Annotated in this window: 17 protein-coding genes; 10 read left to right on the top strand and 7 right to left on the bottom strand. The window is 41.6% G+C overall.

The window, feature by feature from the left end; all coding sequences use genetic code 11:
* Positions 1 to 62: 62 nt before the first annotated feature.
* From MKY65_RS20790 to MKY65_RS20770, 5 genes are all read left to right on the top strand, one after another.
* Positions 63 to 869: a flagellar hook-basal body protein gene (locus MKY65_RS20790; RefSeq protein ID WP_339180299.1), complete on the top strand. Its 807-nt coding sequence runs from the start codon at positions 63 to 65 to the stop codon at positions 867 to 869.
* Between the two features lie 13 nt (positions 870 to 882).
* Positions 883 to 1,701: a flagellar hook-basal body protein gene (locus MKY65_RS20785; RefSeq protein ID WP_339180295.1), complete on the top strand. Its 819-nt coding sequence runs from the start codon at positions 883 to 885 to the stop codon at positions 1,699 to 1,701.
* A 99-nt stretch (positions 1,702 to 1,800) separates the two neighbouring features.
* Positions 1,801 to 2,130, top strand: a complete 330-nt coding sequence (locus MKY65_RS20780; protein WP_339180292.1) for a DNA-directed RNA polymerase subunit beta — start codon at positions 1,801 to 1,803, stop codon at positions 2,128 to 2,130.
* A 62-nt stretch (positions 2,131 to 2,192) separates the two neighbouring features.
* Positions 2,193 to 2,612: a 3-hydroxyacyl-ACP dehydratase FabZ gene (fabZ, locus tag MKY65_RS20775; protein ID WP_339180289.1), complete on the top strand. Its 420-nt coding sequence runs from the start codon at positions 2,193 to 2,195 to the stop codon at positions 2,610 to 2,612.
* A gap of 122 nt (positions 2,613 to 2,734) precedes the next feature.
* The gene (locus MKY65_RS20770) at positions 2,735 to 2,959 is read left to right on the top strand and encodes a hypothetical protein (RefSeq protein WP_042529564.1); all 225 of its coding nucleotides are present in this window, start codon (positions 2,735 to 2,737) and stop codon (positions 2,957 to 2,959) included.
* Between the two features lie 151 nt (positions 2,960 to 3,110).
* On the opposite strand, the gene MKY65_RS20765 is transcribed toward MKY65_RS20770, so the two are convergent.
* The 3 genes from MKY65_RS20765 to MKY65_RS20755 form a co-directional block, all read right to left on the bottom strand.
* A complete protein-coding gene (locus MKY65_RS20765) occupies positions 3,111 to 4,319 on the bottom strand; it encodes a glycine betaine/L-proline ABC transporter ATP-binding protein (protein ID WP_042529566.1) in 1,209 nt (402 codons plus the stop codon).
* The gene (locus MKY65_RS20760) at positions 4,319 to 5,176 is read right to left on the bottom strand and encodes a proline/glycine betaine ABC transporter permease (protein ID WP_212929177.1); all 858 of its coding nucleotides are present in this window, start codon (positions 5,174 to 5,176) and stop codon (positions 4,319 to 4,321) included. Before MKY65_RS20760 ends, MKY65_RS20765 begins: the two co-directional genes overlap by 1 nt.
* 143 nt (positions 5,177 to 5,319) lie before the next feature.
* Entirely contained in the window at positions 5,320 to 6,315 is a 996-nt protein-coding gene (locus tag MKY65_RS20755) for an ABC transporter substrate-binding protein (protein WP_339180283.1), read from the bottom strand.
* Between the two features lie 858 nt (positions 6,316 to 7,173).
* Between MKY65_RS20755 and MKY65_RS20750 the strand changes: the two genes are divergently transcribed.
* The 3 genes from MKY65_RS20750 to MKY65_RS20740 all read left to right on the top strand — a co-directional run bounded on the left by MKY65_RS20750 (position 7,174) and on the right by MKY65_RS20740 (position 11,581).
* Positions 7,174 to 8,040: an efflux RND transporter periplasmic adaptor subunit gene (locus tag MKY65_RS20750; RefSeq protein ID WP_339180281.1), complete on the top strand. Its 867-nt coding sequence runs from the start codon at positions 7,174 to 7,176 to the stop codon at positions 8,038 to 8,040.
* Positions 8,041 to 8,043: 3 nt separating this feature from the next.
* Positions 8,044 to 11,115, top strand: coding sequence for an efflux RND transporter permease subunit (locus MKY65_RS20745; protein WP_339180279.1), 3,072 nt, complete (start codon positions 8,044 to 8,046; stop codon positions 11,113 to 11,115).
* A 172-nt stretch (positions 11,116 to 11,287) separates the two neighbouring features.
* Positions 11,288 to 11,581: a hypothetical protein gene (locus MKY65_RS20740; RefSeq protein WP_339180276.1), complete on the top strand. Its 294-nt coding sequence runs from the start codon at positions 11,288 to 11,290 to the stop codon at positions 11,579 to 11,581.
* Positions 11,582 to 11,638: 57 nt separating this feature from the next.
* Here the strand turns inward: MKY65_RS20740 and zwf are convergent, their stop codons facing one another.
* Entirely contained in the window at positions 11,639 to 13,114 is a 1,476-nt protein-coding gene (zwf, locus tag MKY65_RS20735) for a glucose-6-phosphate dehydrogenase (RefSeq protein WP_339180274.1), read from the bottom strand.
* Positions 13,115 to 13,602: 488 nt separating this feature from the next.
* On the opposite strand from zwf, the gene MKY65_RS20730 reads away from it, so the two are divergent.
* Positions 13,603 to 14,511: an Rpn family recombination-promoting nuclease/putative transposase gene (locus MKY65_RS20730; protein ID WP_339180272.1), complete on the top strand. Its 909-nt coding sequence runs from the start codon at positions 13,603 to 13,605 to the stop codon at positions 14,509 to 14,511.
* A 135-nt stretch (positions 14,512 to 14,646) separates the two neighbouring features.
* Here MKY65_RS20730 and MKY65_RS20725 read toward each other — a convergent pair whose 3' ends face one another.
* From MKY65_RS20725 to MKY65_RS20715, 3 genes are all read right to left on the bottom strand, one after another.
* The gene (locus MKY65_RS20725; protein WP_339180269.1) at positions 14,647 to 15,090 is read right to left on the bottom strand and encodes a threonine/serine exporter family protein; all 444 of its coding nucleotides are present in this window, start codon (positions 15,088 to 15,090) and stop codon (positions 14,647 to 14,649) included.
* Between the two features lie 96 nt (positions 15,091 to 15,186).
* Positions 15,187 to 15,939, bottom strand: coding sequence for a threonine/serine exporter family protein (locus MKY65_RS20720; protein ID WP_339180266.1), 753 nt, complete (start codon positions 15,937 to 15,939; stop codon positions 15,187 to 15,189).
* 161 nt (positions 15,940 to 16,100) lie between these two features.
* Positions 16,101 to 16,514: a hypothetical protein gene (locus MKY65_RS20715; protein WP_339180265.1), complete on the bottom strand. Its 414-nt coding sequence runs from the start codon at positions 16,512 to 16,514 to the stop codon at positions 16,101 to 16,103.
* Between the two features lie 389 nt (positions 16,515 to 16,903).
* On the opposite strand from MKY65_RS20715, the gene MKY65_RS20710 reads away from it, so the two are divergent.
* Positions 16,904 to 18,013, top strand: coding sequence for an MraY family glycosyltransferase (locus MKY65_RS20710; protein WP_339180263.1), 1,110 nt, complete (start codon positions 16,904 to 16,906; stop codon positions 18,011 to 18,013).
* Positions 18,014 to 18,035 lie beyond the last annotated feature (22 nt).

The raw sequence follows: 18,035 nt of genomic DNA, 5'->3' as shown, positions 1-18,035 counted from the left end.
ATGTGTTGCTTATTTTATTACGCTGCCGGCTCTAATCTTTTACATACAGAGGAGGAAGCTTTGTGTTAAGAGGTTTATATGGGGCGGCAAGTGGTATGATAACGCAGCAGCGGCAGCAGGAAGCATTGTCTAATAATATTGCCAATGCAAATACGCCGGGATACAAAGCCGATCAAACTGCAATTCGTGCTTTTCCGGAATTATTGATACAGCAAAGCGGCGGGGACACCATCCCGACCACGCAAGGAGGTTTCAATATTCCTTTATCCCGTCAATTGGGCGGTATGAATACAGGCGTATATGTTCAAGAAACGATTCCTCATTTTGCCCAAGGGGATATCAACGAATCAGGACTGCCGACAGATGTTGCGATTCAGCAGGGAAATGTTCCTGATGAAAATGGGGCTATCTTCTTTGCCGTTCAAAATGAAGATGGAGATGTACGCTATACGCGAAATGGGAATTTTACAATTGATGCAGAAGGTTTCCTTGTGACGAATCAGGGATACTACGTTTTAGATGAAGACGGGAATAATATTCAGACAGACGGAACAATTGAGACGATTACACCAGAAGGCATTATTCCGACTGCTGGCGGTGATGTGACACTCGGTATGCAGTATGCAGCGGATGCAAACACACTGACGAAAGAAGGAAATGATCTTTTTGAAGGGGATGCAGAGGCTGTACCGGCAGATGCAGACTATGTATTGCACCAGGGGGCATTAGAACAATCGAATGTCAATACCGAACAAGCCATGACGGATATGATGAATGCTTACAGGTTATTTGAGAGTAATCAGCGCGTTTTACGGGTATATGATGAGAGTCTTGGAAAAGCTGTTACAGAAGTTGGCCGATTAGGATAGGGGGAAATTGGACATGTCACGTATTATGAATCAATCAGCAGTAACCATGAATCAAATCCAGCACAAGCTTGATGTTATTGGCAATAATATTTCCAATAGCAACACAACTGGATATAAAAACAGACAAGTTGAATTTTCTTCCTTACTAAGCCAGCAAATTGATAATTTGAATGCTCCGGAAAATGCAGAAGGCAGACTGACTCCCGATGGAATACGTGTGGGAGCAGGGGCGGGTTTAGGCGCTATTAACCTGAATCAGCTGCAGGGGAGCATGATAGAGACAGATCGCAGCTTAGATGCTGCATTAACGGAAGAGAATATGTTTTTTCAAGTGAACCGGGTAGAAAATGGGCAGCAGGATACAGTCTATACAAGAGATGGTTCCTTTTTCCTTTCTCCAGTTGAAGGAGGTAACGTTGCCTTGACAACTTCCGACGGTCATCCTATTATCGGGACAGAGGGACCGATTGAAATCCAAGAAGGATTTGATGCCATTGAATTAAATGACCAAGGTCAATTGGTTGTCACCAGAGACGGTGAACAGGCGGCAGAAGCTGAATTGGCTGTTGTGGAAGCTATACGTCCCAGCGCTTTGGAAGCAGAAGGAGCTAATTTTTTTACTGTTTCAGGAGAAGCGGATATAGATGAAATCATACAAGCATATGCTGGCGAGGGTGCTGTAATCCATCCGCAGTCATTGGAGCAATCGAATGTGGATATGTCACAGCAGATGACAGATATGATGGCAGCCCAGCGGCTTTATCAATTTAATTCACGTTCCATCACCATGGGCGATCAAATGCTTGGGTTAGTGAATACGATTCGTTCCTGATTCAGGTTGAGATGATAGCAGCTACATACCGTTAGTGTTCAAGAAGGATGCGTTGTTTGATTGCTCTTTTTGAACATCCATTTGTAAGGAGTTACCGAAATGACGAATAATCCATCTTCACAGAATACCTCACAGGAAACTGAACAAGAGACAGCAGCTGGTGAGGAACAAGCAGTACAACAGGATATTTCAAGAAAAACAGATAAAAAAGAAAAACAGCAGCGTAAACGCGAGGAGAAACGCAGCAGACCAAGATTGCGTATTTTTCCGATTTGGCTGCGTATCATTGTTATCACGATTTTTGCTGCAGCAGCCTTCATCATTGGCCTAATGATTGGTTTTGCTGTGCTTGGTGACGGATCTCCATTAGATGTTCTGCGCCTGGAGACCTGGCAGCATATTATCGACATTGTAAATAAAACAGAGTAAAACATATTCGAGGATGGACGAATATGTTTTTGCTATATTTTTAAAAAAGGAGTCGAAAAAATATGGATATTCAACAAATCAAAGAAGTTCTTCCACACCGTTATCCGTTTTTATTAGTAGATCAGGTGAAGGATATAGAAGAAGGCAAGAAAGTGACAGCCATCAAAAATGTCACAGCAAATGAACCATTTTTCCCCGGCCATTTCCCAGATTACCCGGTAATGCCTGGAGTTCTTATTTTAGAAGCATTGGCACAAACAGGCGCAATCGCTGTTTTAGGCATCGAAGAAAACAAAGGGAAAATCGGCTTTTTAGCAGGCGTGGATAAATGCCGCTTCAAACGTCAGGTGAAGCCAGGAGATCAGCTGGAGCTGATGGTTGAGATTATTCGCATGAAGGGGCCAATCGGTAAAGGAAAAGGCGTTGCGACGGTTAACGGTGAGGTTGCATGTGAAGCAGAAATTACATTTGCAATCAAATAAAGGGTTCGTCAGCAATATGTAATAAATTTCCTAAATGATTATGAATAAGAAATGTATGATTCCTCTTTTCTGGGTTAACCTAATTTCGAGCAATAGGTTAATATAGAAGGGAGGAATTTTTTATGAAAAAAGTATTATTAAAAGTTGGTGCTTCCGCTCTTGCTCTTACGCTGGTAACTGGATGCGGTACATCGAATAATGAAGAACCGGCAGATGATAACCCGACCATTGATCATGAAGAAAGAGAAGATGAATTTAACGGTAACGACGATAATCGTAATGATGATCCCATGGATGAAGACAACTTTGACGAGAGAGAAGAAGACATGCCGCGTAATAACGAATAAGCCGCTCTAAATAATAAAGAAGAAGGCAATGACTTTTTGGTTATCCTCTTACAGTGAGAAGAGAAATAAAAATTCTCTCACGCTGATAGGAGTAAATCCCCCACGTCCATTACCTTCTTCTTATTATTTTTTAAGAAATGATGGAGCCTGCTTAATGAACATATTCTTCACTTTCCGTCACATCATCGGAAGTAAGACCAGATAATACATGAACACGTAAAATATAGCCGGCCAGCTTTTGTTCCTCATTCACTACAGCTAAAGGAAAGCTGGACTCCAATGCTTTCGGGATTAAATCGTTGATATATTCATCCTCTGCGACAACCGTAATATCTTTCTTAATCAGATCGCTTAATTGTTTATGCTCTTTGATTCCCTGTATCGCATCATCAATCGTCACAATCCCTTGAAGCCGTCTGGAGCGGTCCACGACAAACACGCTGGAAATTCCATTCTCGCGCATTTCTTTGACGGCTACATTGATTCCATCCTTGATGGAAACAAGCGCATTCGGCTTGGTCATAATATGACTTGCCTGAAATACCTTAGAGCGGTCGATATCTTTAATAAACTCAGAAATATAGTCATTGGCAGGGCTGGCGATAATCTCTTCAGGAGTTCCGACCTGCTCCACATGTCCATCCTTCATCACAGCCACGCGATCGCCGATTCGAAAGGCTTCATTCACATCATGTGTAATAAAAATAATCGTCTTTTGCAGCCGTTCTTGAATGTCTAACAGCTCCAGCTGCATTTCCCGGCGAATCAGCGGGTCAAGTGCACTGAAAGGCTCATCCATTAATAAAATATCCGGGTCATTGGTGAGTGCTCTTGCTAAGCCGACACGCTGCTGCATGCCGCCGGATAATTCATCCGGATATTTATCTTCATAGCCCTTTAACCCTACTGTTTCAATATTTTGCATTGCAATTTCCCTGCGTTTTTCTTTTGGGACATTCCGAATTTCTAATCCATACTCGACATTTGCCAAAATCGTCCGGTGGCTGAAGAGACCAAAGTGCTGGAAAACCATCGCAATTTTTTCCTGACGGACTTTTTTTAATTCGTCCCGGCTGCATTTGGTAATATCCTGCCCGTCAATCAGAATCGAACCGTCTGTCGGTTTATTTAAAAGGTTGAAGCAGCGGATTAAGGTGGATTTCCCGCTTCCCGACAGCCCCATGATAACGAAGACCTCTCCCTTTTGAATGTCAAAGGTCGCATCATAGACACCAACCGTATGATTTGTTTTCTTCAAAATTTCTTCCTTCGATAATCCTTCTTTGATCATAGGGATGACAGATTTCGGTTTGGAACCAAATATTTTAGAAACATTTTTTACTTGTATTTGTACAGACATTATTGATTACCTCCACGACGTTGTACTTTTTCTGCGATACCATTGGTAATACGATCAATAATAATCGCCAGAAATACGATACTGATACCAGCTTCAAAGCCGAGCGCAATATCGATCCGGTTAATCGATACCAGCACCTGCTCGCCCAGACCGGAAGCACCGACCATGGATGCAATAACAACCATGGCTAATGCCATCATGGTCGTCTGGTTGACACCGGCCATAATTGTCGGCAATGCTTGCGGCAGCTGAACTTTAGATAAGGTCTGCCATCTGGAAGAGCCAAACGAATGCGCTGACTCCACAACCTCTTTATCCACACCGCGGATAGCAAGGTCGGTTAAACGGATGACCGGCGGCAGGGAATAAATCAATGTAGCGAAGATAGCAGAAACATTACCCAGCCCAAAGAAGAAAATAGCCGGGATGAGATACACAAAACTTGGCATCGTCTGCATCGCATCAAGAATCGGACGCAAAATCATCGAAACCCATTTATTAAATGCCATCGCAACCCCAAGCGGAATTCCAATAATTAAGCAAATAATAACGGCGGTTAAAATGATGGAAATCGTAATCATCATTTCCTCCCACAGGCCAAAGCTTCCAATGAGAAAAATAAAGAGGCCGTATAAAACACCTGAGAAAAGCGATTTAAAATACCATCCAAGTAAAAAGATGATAACGATAAACAGCCACCACGGAATAATCATTAGAAAATCAGTGAGTCCACTGATAGACCTCGAGGTGATGAAAAATATAAAATCAAATAAAACTTCTAAGTTATTGGCAAGAAAGCTGACAAATTCGTCAACATACTTTCCAGCTTCGAATGTAATGTCTGGAAATTGAATCATAAGCATCATAACTGCTAAGAAAGCAGTATTTACCTCTCTTTCTGTAATGTATTTTTTAGTTAAGATAAAACGAAATGACGGGTTGTAAAAAAGAAAGAGCAGCTAACCTGGTGGCAAGCTACTCCACGTTATTGTTTATTTTTTTATTCCAATGAATCAACTACATCCTGTGCAATATCTTCTGGAAGCCAGGCTGTCCAGATATCTTCATGCTCCTGCATCCACCAGATAGCTGCTTCTTCTGCCGATGCACCATTATCTTCCATATACTCTAACGCTTCTTCTGTTAAAGCACTGCTTGTTTCATACTGCTCTAAGAATTCCACAACCTCAGGTGCTTGTTCAAGAAAATCCGGATGAACGGAAATAACCACATCATTTGGCGGGAATTCGGTTCCTCTTGACTCTTCCCAGGTTGCTTCATCATAAGGTGCTTCTTCCAATAGAACTAAATCATATTTAGCTGTGATTGCTGTAGGTGACCAATAGTAGCCGACCCATCCTTCTCCAGCTTCATAAGCACGGGCTAAATCGGTAATAATAGCTGAATCAGAGCCCGGGCTAAAGTTGTTGAAGGTCTCATCTAATTCATAGAAGTCGAATTTATCATTAATGGCTTCCTCTACTGCCCATCCGCTCGGCGCATTAATAATGCGTCCTTTTTCCGGATCTTCCGGGTCTTGAAATACCTCCGGATAATCCTTCAAATCTTCTACGGTTTGTAAATCAGGTGCAAGCGGGTCAATCCCTTTTTCCGGATCACCTTCGATAACATAGGCAGGAACATATAGACCTTGGTCATTATCATCAAAGTTCACAGATAAGGTTTCGATGTCGCCCGCTTCTGTTAATTCCTCATAAAGATCGCGGATATTGTCTGTCCATACCTCCATATATACATTGATATCTCCATCACTTAACCCCTGCATCGTTGCTGCGGTCGAACCAGAAGTGATATCTGTGTCATAGCCGTATCCTTCTTCCATGATTTGTGCCGCAATATAATTGTGTACATTAATACTGTCCCAGCCGGCATCAGCTAAAACAATCGTATCAATTTCTCCCTCGCTTGATGCATCGCCGCATGCAGTTAAAACAAGAACCGAGGCAGTTATCAAAGCAAATAGTAACTTTTTCATTTTTAAGTCCCCCTTATATTTTTTGGAATTTTCAGGTATGTCATTTGGTGAAAATAGAAGCAAAATAGTGCGTAAAACAAAAAATTTTGCAGCGGGTTAATCAATCAAGCTATTTATTCAAAAGCTGAAAGAAAATGATGTATGAGGATGGAAATAAGCTATGATTCGATTCTTAATTATACCTTATAGTTATAAAATTAAACAAAGCGCTTAAAAGTGGATAAAGATGCATATTTCGATGTATAACGAGGTTAAAGCAGGTTTAGGCGTGTATATCTTTGTAATTGTCGAGAATGCTCTAAAATACGTATGCGTTTTCAAAATGATTGATAAAAATCAGTCGAATCTTGTCAGATTGATAGGACAATAGAATGATGGAGGACTGTACCAATTTTGTCAGGTTAATGAATGTTATTAATTTTGATACAGATAGTAATAAAACCTATCTAGCGTAGTGTTTTTCCGCAGCGGTCGCACGAACCTGACAACATTGAGACCTGCGATTACTCGGTCTATTAAAACCGTTGCTGCGATTACTTGTCTCATCAAAAGCGTTGGGACTGCGATTACTCGTCCCATCAAAAGCGTTGCTGGAATTATTATGCGGCAATGAACAGATAAGACTTGCCCCTGACGTTTCGTGAGGGGATATGTTATAGAAAAAGTGCATTTAATACCTTCTCTCATCACCTGGCAGACAAACGTTGCTTGGGTATTTTGAAAGGGATATACTTAAATGAGGAAATTTTTGAAACGAATTGCGTGTCACTTTCGTACGAAACAAAGAGGCAGAAAAAAGGTATAAAAACGAGAGCATGCAAGTGCCAGTTAAAATAAGGAAGGGGTTTCTACATAACCATGAAAAAAAGTATTGGAGCAATTGGATTGATTTTGATGCTGCTTGTTTTAGCGGCATGTACAGAGGATGAGAATGAATCCGCTGAAGAAACACAGGAGGAGGTCATTACTTCTGTACAGACAGAGAAGGTCGAGGAAGGGGATTTAACGCGGGAAAGAACATTTAATGCCCGGCTGGAGCCCTCGCAAACGACCCCGATTATGATTGAACAGCCTTTAGAAGTAGACACCTTAGAAGTAAATGTCGGCGACACGGTAGAAGAAGATGAGACAGTCGCAGAATTGACGCTTGATGGCAATACACAATCTGTGGACGCACCGGAAGCTGGGGAAGTCATTCAGATTCAGGTCGGTGAAGGCGAGAATATCGACCCGGAAGAACCTTTTATGCTGATTGCAGATACAGATGAATGGAAGGCAGAAAGCAGCGCCTCCGAAAGCATGCTGAACCTTTTAAATATCGATGATGAAGTAGAAGTGACTGTGAGCGGAGAAGAGAAAACAGCTGTGATTACCAATATAGATCAGGTTCCGGATGATACCGGATTATATCCGGTTACGGCAGCATTTGAAGCTGGAGATTCCTCCTTTATTTCTGGAGCTGTTGCAAAAATAACCGTCGAGGAAACCGTAGAATCGGATGCCTTATTAGTGCCTACAGAAGCAGTTGCAGAGAGTGAAAGGGAGTCCTTTGTTTTTGTGGTAACGGATGATGAAACGGTAGAACAGCGCGAGGTTTCTGTTATTACAATGCAATCCCGGCAAACCGCAATCGAGGGAGATATCGAAGCTGGGGAAGAAATCGTCATAACAGGTCAGTCCGGATTAGAAGATGGCGATGCCGTCGAAGTAGTGAAAGGGGAATAGATTTTGAAACAGCTTATAAAAACTTCAGTAAAACGGCCAATTGGCGTCATTATGATTGTATTAGCTGTTCTTGCTTTAGGGGTCATGTCCCTGCGTAATCTGGCGGTCGATCTTTTCCCTGAAATAGATTTGCCGGTAGCCGTCGTTGCTACCAATTATCAAGATGCAGCACCAGAAGATGTGCAGAATTTAATCAGCAGACCGCTGGAATCAGCAGTAAGTGCAGTAGAAGGAATCGATACGGTTCAATCTCAATCACAATCTGGGTCCTCCATGGTAATGATGATGTTTCAAAATGGAACAGATTTAGACCAGGCCCTATTGGATGTGAGAGAACAGGTCGACCAAGTAAAAGGAATGTTACCTGATGGGGCAGGAGATCCAAATATTCTTCGCTTCAGTCCGGATTCACTTCCGGTTATGTACTTAGGATTAACAGGTGAAGATTTAGCCGAGCTGACCGAAATGGCAGATCAGCAAATTGTTCCTTTCTTTGAAAGACAAGAAGGGGTAGCATCTGTCACGATTGAAGGCGGCTTAGAAAGAGAGATTCAAATTGAACTAGATGAAGCGAGCTTAGAACAATATGGCATCTCGCCTCAAAGTGTCATGGATACACTGGGGAGCGAGAACAGCTCTTCCTCCATCGGTACGGTAGAACAGGGAAACCAGGATTTACAGATTCGCGTCATCGGTGAATTTGACAACATAGAGGATATTGAAAATACACAGATTCAGTCTGAAGCAGGCGGTGTGGTCCGCATTTCCGATATTGCAGCCGTCCAGGATGATTTTAAAGAGGCTTCCTCTGAAACAATGGTAAACGGCGAGCATGCGCTGGTCCTGTCCGTAATGAAGCAGACAGATGCGAATACGGTAGAGGTAGCAAACAATATTACAGCTGCAATGCCGGGAATGATGGATGATTTGCCAGAAGGAATGGGTTTAAATACCATCATTGATACCTCTGAATTTATTGAGATGTCCATTGATTCGGTTATGAATAATATTTTAATAGGCGGAGCAATTGCATTTCTTATTCTGCTCCTATTTTTAAAGAGCATCCGTGCAACCATTGTGATTGGATTATCGATTCCAATAGCGATTATCGCAACCTTTGTATTAATGTACTTTACGGGACAAACCTTGAATGTACTTTCCCTGGGCGGATTAGCTTTAGGAATTGGAATGATGCTGGATAGCTCAATTATTATTTTAGAAAATATTTATTCCTACCGGCGCAGAGGCTACAGCCTGTTTGAGGCGGCAACCAAGGGATCGATTGAATTAGCGCCGGCAGTTATTGCTTCGACAACGACGACATTAGTCGTATTTTTACCAATTGTTTTTGTAGAAGGAATGTCATCCGACTTATTCACACCATTAGCACTGACCGTTTCCTTCTCCTTAGTCGCATCTTTAGTCGTTGCGATTACCTTAGTACCAATGCTCTCCTCGAAGCTGTTGGCAAATGTTATGGAAGGGTCAGGGAAAAGATATTGGTTTGACAGGTTTTTAAATTGGCTGAAAACACGTTATGGAAAAGGATTAGAAAAAGTACTCAGATTTAGAAAAACAACCGTCCTGGTAACGGTTTTAGCGATTATCGGCAGTCTTTTCCTCATTCCTCGTATCGGGATGGAGTTTATGCCATCCGCCGACCAGGGGCAAGCACAGATTACGGTAGAGACACCACCGGGAAGCAGCTTAGACTATACAATCGGCATGACAGAACAGGTGGATGAAATTCTGGCAGATTACGAGGAATATATGGACGTCAGCTATGTAACCATTGGTTCAGCTGACTTTACAGGCAGTATGAACGAGTCAACCTATACGCTGCAATTAACACCGGCATCCGAACGTGATCGTTCAACCGATGAGATTATGGTAGAAATTGATGAACGCGTACAGCATATTGCAGGTGCTGATATTGCAGCCTCTGCGATGGATGGCGGAATGGAAATGGGTGACCCGATTTCGGTCCAATTAAATGGGCCAGAAAATGATACCCTGATTGATTTATCAGAACAGGTGCTTGCAGAGATGGAAGAGATTGAGGGAGTAACCAATGCCTCTTCCACAGCGGAAGACGGTATTCCGCAGATGGAAATTCGGGTAGATGAGGATGTGGCGTCCAGCTATGGTCTATCCGGATCGCAAATCACCAGCCAGCTGGAAATGAAATTCACTGGGCAAGTAGTCGGTCAGTATCGGGAAGAAGGACAGGAAATTGATATCAGTCTTTCTTATCCGGAAGATATACGTACAAGTATCGAAGATCTGCTGGATACAAGCATTCAATCACCTTCAGGAGCAACGGTTCCGTTAGATGAACTTGTTGAGATAGAGCAGGCAGAAGGACCGCAGACGCTCCTGAGAGAAAATCAGCAGGCACAAATGAATGTCAGCTCCGGAGTGGTCGGCCGCGATTTAGGAAGTGTCGTATCCGATATTGAAACGAAGCTAAGTCAAATGGACTTCCCTGAAGGCTACAGCTATAGTATTGGCGGCCAGGCGGAAGATATGGAAGAAGCCTTTATGGAGCTTGGCGTAGCGCTGATATTCTCGATTTTCTTAGTGTATATCGTACTCGCTGTACAATTTGAAAATCTCCTGCAGCCTTTTATCATTATGTTTGCATTGCCGACAACCATTATTGGTGTTATCGGCGGACTGTTTGTGACAAATATATCCTTAAGTGTGGCCGGCTTTATCGGCATTATCATGCTTGCCGGAATAGTGGTAAATAACTCCATCGTCCTTGTAGACTATATCAATATTCTGCGCAGGCGAGGCATGGACCAGGTAGAAGCAATTATTGAAGCCGGACGCTCCAGACTGCGCCCGATCCTGATGACATCCCTTACCACGATTCTGGCGATGATTCCATTAGGACTGGGTATCGGTGAAGGAGCCGAGCTGCAGCAGCCATTAGCTGTAACGATAATCTTCGGTTTAACGATTTCCAGCATCTTTACCTTATTCTTTGTGCCGGTTATTTATCTGATCTTTGATAACCTAACGAAGAAAGTAAGGGAGAGAAGGAAGCGGAAGAAAGCAGCGAAAAAGTAAACGTAAGTAATGAAAATGGGGCAGCTCTTGGCAGAGAGACAATCATCTCATTTGCCAATCTGCCCTTTTCATGACATAAATATTTTTCCTTGATTAACAACAGGCTAGAATTCATTTCATGTCGAAAATCGGGTATGATAAAGACAAAGAAAAGCGAAAGAAGGTAGATAAAATGGTAATATCCCAAGTGATGCAATTAATCACCGGTATTTTTGAAGGGTTATTGGGAATTCCAGTCTTTGGCGGTATCTATATCATGGGATCAGGCTATACGCCATTATTCGTCATGCTGATTCTTCATATTATTACATTAGTCCTTGCCAGCCGGGATAGAAGATGGATAGCGGGCAGTGTTTTAGGAATTGTGACAAGTATTATCGGATTTATCCCGCTTGTTGGCATGACATTGCACTGGATTACATGTATTGTATTAATTATTTCCGTATTTCAACCAAGAAGATATTAAAAAAAGCCTCTTGCTTTTCATGCAGCAAGAGGCTTTTTTTAATATGAATATATAGTTTTATTCCGGCCACCAATGAAAGCCATTTCTTTCAAGCAATTCATCTGCGGCTTTTGGACCCATCGAACCAGATTCATAATTCGGGAAATCCGGTTTTGTATTTGCCCAGCTCGCTAAAAGACGATCAACAAATTCCCATGACAATGCAACTTCATCCCAGTGTGTAAAGTTTGTTGCATCACCAAGCATACTATCGTAAATAAGCTTTTCATATGCTTCTGGAGTATTGATACCAGATTCTGAATCCTGGTGATAAGCAAGCTGAATAGGCTCTGTTAAATTACCATTCCCTGTTTTCTTCGCATTCAAATGAAGTGTAATCCCTTCGTTGGGCTGAATGTTAATAACAAGCAGGTTAGGATTTCGTAAATCATCTTTTTTATGATAGAGGTTCATTGGAATATCTTTAAATTCCACAACAATTTTGGTTGATTTTTCTTTCATTCGTTTTCCTGTACGAATATAGAAAGGAACGCCGGCCCAGCGATAGTTGTCGATAACAAGCTTTGCAGCAACAAAGGTTTCTGTTGTAGAGTCTGTTAATGCTTCAGCTTCATCCTGATACCCATTGACTTCTTTTCCGTCTATTTTCCCGGGACCATATTGACCGCGGACAAAATATTTGTGGACTTTCTCTTCTTTGATGGTGCGCAGAGCACGCAACACCTTGATTTTTTCCGAACGAATTTCTTCGGTGCTGAGATTGATTGGCGGCTCCATCGCAAGCAGGGCAACCATTTGCAGCATATGGTTTTGAATCATATCTCTTGTTGCGCCTGATGCATCGTAGTAGTGCGCACGTTCTTCAACACCAAGGGTCTCGCTGCTTGTTACTTGAATGTTATTGATAAATTGATTATTCCATAAATGCTCAAAGATCCCATTCGCAAAACGGATAACTTCAATATTTTGAACCATTTCTTTTCCTAGATAATGGTCGATTCGATAGATTTGATTTTCGTCAAAAGCAGCTTGAAGCTCTTTATTCAGTTTTTTGGCAGAAGGTAAATCATGCCCAAAAGGTTTTTCGATCACTAAACGCGTCCATCCAGACGTTTCTTTTAAGCCATGGTCTTTCAGCTGATTGGCAATGGTCCCGAAAAAGTCAGGAGCCATTGCTAAATAAAACAGGCGATTGCCTTCCGTATGATATTCCCGTTCAAGAGACTCCACCATAAATTTTAAGTCTGTATATGAATTAGTTGACGTTACATCAAATGATTTATAGTAAAAATGTGAAGTGAATTCAGACACATCTTCATCCTCGGAAGTCAACCCTTGGATAGACTGCTCTACCTTCTCACGTATAATGTCATTATCCCATCCGCGGCGGGCAAGCCCGATAACCGCAAAATTCTCATCTAGTTTACCGCTCTTATAAAGGCGATAAATGGAAGGGTATAATTTACGGTTTGCCAAATCTCCAGTTGCTCCAAAAATCACAATCGTTGCCTTTGGTTGTATAGTTTCACTCATGATTAGGTTCCTCAATTCTTTAGTTTCTGTAAAGATGTTAAAAAATGCGTATAAGTATCCTCTAAAATGCTGATTTAAAAACAGATGGAAATGTCCAACAGACTAAATCCATCAAGGTTTTGAATGCTCCAATCTGTGTGGAAAGGCACATTTTAAAGGGAAGCTTTGGAACACGCACAAACATATTAAAAATTCCCTAAAGATAGAAGGGGATTAATCATTTACTTTACAGAATGAAAGGTGGCTTTGTCAATTTATTTACCTTTAAAATGGAGTTAATAAATTAATTTTTCAGAATTTGTTTGGAGTGAACTGGATATAATGGAATTATTATAAAAAAGAAGGGCGAGTATATATAACTGCTTAGCTTGATGGAATTTATAAAAACCATCTGCAGTAAATATTTACCCAGTTTATCTGAAAAAAGACTAGCTTTATTTTTAAATGATTGGTAAAATATAGACAATTCAAAGAAAGGAAGTGTTCTATTGTTTACAGCACCAGTTATTCTCGAAGAAGAAGCAGACTACATGAAGCATGATCGGCTGACGAAAAAGCTGATACAAGAGTTTTTTGAAGAGTTTATCGAAGGATTTTTCCCCAATCTTCACCCTCACATTGATTTCTCCAACGTAACTTTCCTCGAACAGGAACTATATCTGGACTATATCAATGGCCGTAAAAAGGAAATTGACGTTCTCGCAGCAGTAAAGCTAAACCACCAAGACAAAATACTCCATATTCATACTGAAGCCCAATCAACCCGTGAAGCAAATTTTCCCGAAAGAATGTTTCTTTATTTTAGCTACCTCTACGCCAAACACCGCAAACCCATTCAACCCATCGCTGTTTTGAGTTATAATAGGGAGAAAGAAGAACCGACGCAATTCAGAATCGATACCCCCACCCAAGACGTACTACAATTTAACTTTTTACAATTACACCTAATCAAGAAAAACTGGAAAGAATATATTCAATCAGATAACTCGGCCGCAGCAGCATTGCTCAGTCAAATGGGCTATGAAGCGCATGAGCGGGTTCAGGTAAAGCTGGAGTTTCTGCGTATGATCACCCGGATGAAAATCAACCCGGCACAAATGGAATTCCTATATGGTTATTTTGAAACTTATCTAAAACTAAACAAAGAGGAGGAAGCGCAAATGATGGAGCAAATGGAGAACTTGCCGGAGGAGGAAAAAGAAGTGGTATTGAAACTGCCGAATTCTTATTTTGAGAGAGGATTGGAGGAAGGGAGACAGGAAGGAAGACAAGAAGGAAAGCAAGAAGGAAAGCAAGAAATAGCTTTAGAATTGCTGGCAATAGGAATGCCGATCAATCAAATCGCAGAGATCACAAAATTAAGCAAAGAAGAAATTAAAAAGCTGACAGGCGAGTAAATAAAACGAAGAAACAAACAGCTTTCATCAGATAAAAAAGGGAGACGCTTAAAAATAAAGCATCTCCCTTTTAGAATTGTACAAAGCAAAGCGTTTATCAACGAAGGATTGTTCTCTTCTATGAAGATGAAAAAATTACGGCTTTGCCTTTTGCAGCTTCATCATAATCTGATTAATAACCTGGGAAAACATTAAGCCAATCGCAATGCCTCCAGCCAGCAGCATCACTTGGGCTGAAAGCTGAATTGCCGTATTATAATCATTTTCAACAAAGTTTCGCATGGCATTATAGGCGACGCCTCCAGGCACGAGCGGGATAATGCCGGATACCGTGAAGATAATGATGGGCCTTTTTAGAATACGGGAACAAACTTGGCTAAGGATGGAGACAAGAATTGCCGCAAAGGTGGTTGCAGCAACGATATCGACATGAAATTCTCTGAGGGTGTAAAAGAGAATCCAGCCAAGCATTCCGACAAGACCGCATGGAATCAATGATTTTTTGGGTGCATTAAATAAAACACCAAAGCCTGCAGATGCAATAAAACTGGCAGCAAGTTGAACAATAATATCAAACATCTTAATTTCTCCTCCATTCAAGCTTTCGCAGGATGTGACGGGTTCTGCGCCTGCCACACCGATGAGAGCTGCCTTGTTATTTTCGGATGACAGCAATTAAACTGGGAAAAACCCATAAACCATCGCAATTCCGGCTCCAATCGCTACAGCGGTAAGCAGTGACTCGATTCCCTTGGAAACACCGGAAACCAGATGACCCGCCATTAAATCACGAATGGCATTCGTAATCGGGAGCCCGGGAACAAGCGGCATAACCGCACCGATAATAATCATTTCCAGACTTCCGCCAAAGCCGAGCAAAAAACAGGTCGCAGCTGTTAAACCAATGAACGATGATCCGATAAATTCTGCAAGGAAGCGGATTTCAATCATTTTATCAAATAGAATCATCGTCGAGTACCCGATACTTCCTGCAAGACAGGCTGGTAAAAAGTCAGCCCACGTACCGCCGAACATTAAGGAAAAACACCCGCTGACCAGTGTGGCAGCAAGCACTTGGAAGCTTAAAGAAAAGGTCGGTACATTTTTTTCTAACGTTTTTAATTTATGATAAGCTGTCTCCAGGGGAAGCTGATGCGCGACAATTTCCCGGGAAAGCTGATTCACATCATCAATTTTATGTAGATCTGTAGCGCGTTTGGTAATCCGTAAGAAATAACTGCTTTCAGTATAATCGAGCGAGAAGTGCAGTCCGGTTAATGTAGCATAGCTTTGAGGGTTTTCTACCCCATAAGACTGTGCGATCCGATCCATGGTATCCTCGACCCGATACGTCTCTGCTCCAGAAGCCAGCATAATCTTTCCGGCTAATAAACATATTTTTTCTACAGTAACAGATTGCTTGCTCAAAACATAACCTCCGCATCCGGTTCAAACTAAGTTCTATTATAGGTAAAGCAGCCCCCGAAAGAAAGGTATAAACCGAAACTTTTATAGAGAAGTTTTCTTATCCAGGTGGATTCCAAAATAAAAAAAGAAAACCCGATGTGCAAGAAACACATCAGGATAGATCAGCTGACGATTAACAGAATAAAAACAATTGCAATAATAGGAACCGCGTTCCCTAAAGCCATGGCCATAAATATAAATGGCTGGATTCGCTGTTTGAGCTCTTTTTCAACATTACCTGCAGGAGAACGCTGCGAGAAGATATAAAAAATATGAATAACCATTAAAAGGGCGATAATGACAATTGGAATCAGCGCATCCGCCATGTCCAGCTGCACGTTTGGGGGAAAGATAAATCCCAGCACAATCATCGCAATTGGCAAGATTTCAAGAATAGAAAATTTGGTAAAAAAACGGTTTAAATGCTGCGGGAACTTTTCCGGCTCTGACAGCATGTTATCCATTGTGGAACGAAATACAACAATCATTCCAAACACAGCGATAGCAGCTGCTAATACATAAAGATATAAAAACATATGAGGCACCTCCTTTTCACTAGCTGATGATTGTAATGAATGTACCACAGCCGCAGCCTTAAAAAAAGATGCGCTTTACCTATATTTCTATTCCGCAAAACCCCCGCTATGAAAGATTCCCAAAGAATAATCGGATAAATCATTGCGCAATATAGGAAGAGTCCTATATAATTTAAAGAAGTCCACAGGAAATGATGTCGAAATAAGGGAAAAATAAACATACAAATTTCGACATGGAACCTTTAAAGTCTGGCACTTGAAGCCAGATGAGCAAAAAGAAATGCAATGGGAACAGAATAGGAAAATCAACCTATCTTCAACCCTGCTGCTGACCAAATGAAAGCCATTCTTTTTAGGAGTATGTGACTTGTAATATTTAGGAGAATACTATGCTAAACTATGTAGATTTAACAATCGCCTTTTTAATTTCTGCCATCTCAGCTTTGCTGATTACCTATCCAGTGAAAAAGCTGGCAGTAAAAATAGGAGCAATGGATAAACCAAACCATCGAAAAATACATCAGAGTGTTACACCAAGATTAGGTGGATTAGCTATTTTTGCAGGTGCTTTATTAGGTATGCTTTATTTGCAGCCAAGGCATGTCTTCATAGACGAAATTTTGATTGGCTCGCTTATCATTTTGATTACCGGAGCGCTGGATGATAAATACACCATACGTCCTTTAATTAAACTATCGGGACAAGTCATTGCCGCGAGTCTGCTGATTTATGCCGGTCTGATTATCGAACGGATCACCATTCCGCTTTTGGGCGTTGTGGAGCTCGGCTTTTTAGGTCCGGTGCTGACATTCTTTTGGATTATCGGCATCACCAACGCCATTAATTTAATTGACGGCTTAGACGGGCTGGCCACCGGAGTGACAACGATTGCGATGATCAGTATCTTTGCCATGGCCATTGTGGACACGCAGGTGCTGGTTGCTTACTTATGCATTACCTTTATTGGCGCGAACATCGGCTTTTTATACCATAATTTTTACCCCGCCAAGATATATATGGGGGACACCGGGTCCAACCTGCTGGGGTATATTATAGCGATTATTTCTATCTTAGGTCTGTTTAAAAACATTACCTTCTTTAGTTTTATTATCCCGATTGTGATTCTGGCAGTGCCTATTTTTGACACGCTGGTAGCAATGATTCGCCGGCTTTACAATAAGGAAAGCATCATGACAGCAGACCGCCGCCATATCCATTATCAATTGATCGATGCCGGCTACAGCCACCGGAAAACAGTGGTCATTATCTATCTGTTCAGCGGCTTGTTTGGGGTAATCGGGATTCTCTTTTCCGAAGCAGATCTGGCTATTTCGCTTGTTTTCACAGCTGTGATGATATTTCTATTACATATTTTTGCGGAACTTGCCGGACTGGTCATGGGAGGGAGAAGGCCGATTGTGACCATTCTCCGGCGGGTAAAGTCATTTATATTTAAACCGTTCAAGAAAAAGAAGAAATCAAGAAAAAGCAGTGACTGATCGCATGTCACTGCTTTTTCTT

This window comes from Oceanobacillus sp. FSL W7-1293 (assembly GCF_037969815.1).
Taxonomy (GTDB): Bacteria; Bacillota; Bacilli; order Bacillales; family Amphibacillaceae; genus Oceanobacillus; species Oceanobacillus oncorhynchi.
Note: the sequence above shows the minus strand (reverse complement) of the source record. Positions and strands in the feature narration are given on the sequence as shown.

Bases quoted from the DNA above. Each gene is read 5' to 3' on its own strand.
- MKY65_RS20785 (WP_339180295.1), top strand. From the start codon at position 883: ATGTCACGTATTATGAATCAATCAGCAGTAACCATGAATCAAATCCAG.
- MKY65_RS20780 (WP_339180292.1), top strand. From the start codon at position 1,801: ATGACGAATAATCCATCTTCACAGAATACCTCACAGGAAACTGAACAA.
- fabZ (WP_339180289.1), top strand. From the start codon at position 2,193: ATGGATATTCAACAAATCAAAGAAGTTCTTCCACACCGTTATCCGTTT.
- MKY65_RS20770 (WP_042529564.1), top strand. From the start codon at position 2,735: ATGAAAAAAGTATTATTAAAAGTTGGTGCTTCCGCTCTTGCTCTTACG.
- MKY65_RS20765 (WP_042529566.1), bottom strand. From the start codon at position 4,319: ATGTCTGTACAAATACAAGTAAAAAATGTTTCTAAAATATTTGGTTCC.
- MKY65_RS20760 (WP_212929177.1), bottom strand. From the start codon at position 5,176: ATGATTCAATTTCCAGACATTACATTCGAAGCTGGAAAGTATGTTGAC.
- MKY65_RS20755 (WP_339180283.1), bottom strand. From the start codon at position 6,315: ATGAAAAAGTTACTATTTGCTTTGATAACTGCCTCGGTTCTTGTTTTA.
- MKY65_RS20750 (WP_339180281.1), top strand. From the start codon at position 7,174: ATGAAAAAAAGTATTGGAGCAATTGGATTGATTTTGATGCTGCTTGTT.
- MKY65_RS20740 (WP_339180276.1), top strand. From the start codon at position 11,288: ATGGTAATATCCCAAGTGATGCAATTAATCACCGGTATTTTTGAAGGG.
- zwf (WP_339180274.1), bottom strand. From the start codon at position 13,114: ATGAGTGAAACTATACAACCAAAGGCAACGATTGTGATTTTTGGAGCA.
- MKY65_RS20725 (WP_339180269.1), bottom strand. From the start codon at position 15,090: ATGTTTGATATTATTGTTCAACTTGCTGCCAGTTTTATTGCATCTGCA.
- MKY65_RS20715 (WP_339180265.1), bottom strand. From the start codon at position 16,514: ATGTTTTTATATCTTTATGTATTAGCAGCTGCTATCGCTGTGTTTGGA.
- MKY65_RS20710 (WP_339180263.1), top strand. From the start codon at position 16,904: ATGCTAAACTATGTAGATTTAACAATCGCCTTTTTAATTTCTGCCATC.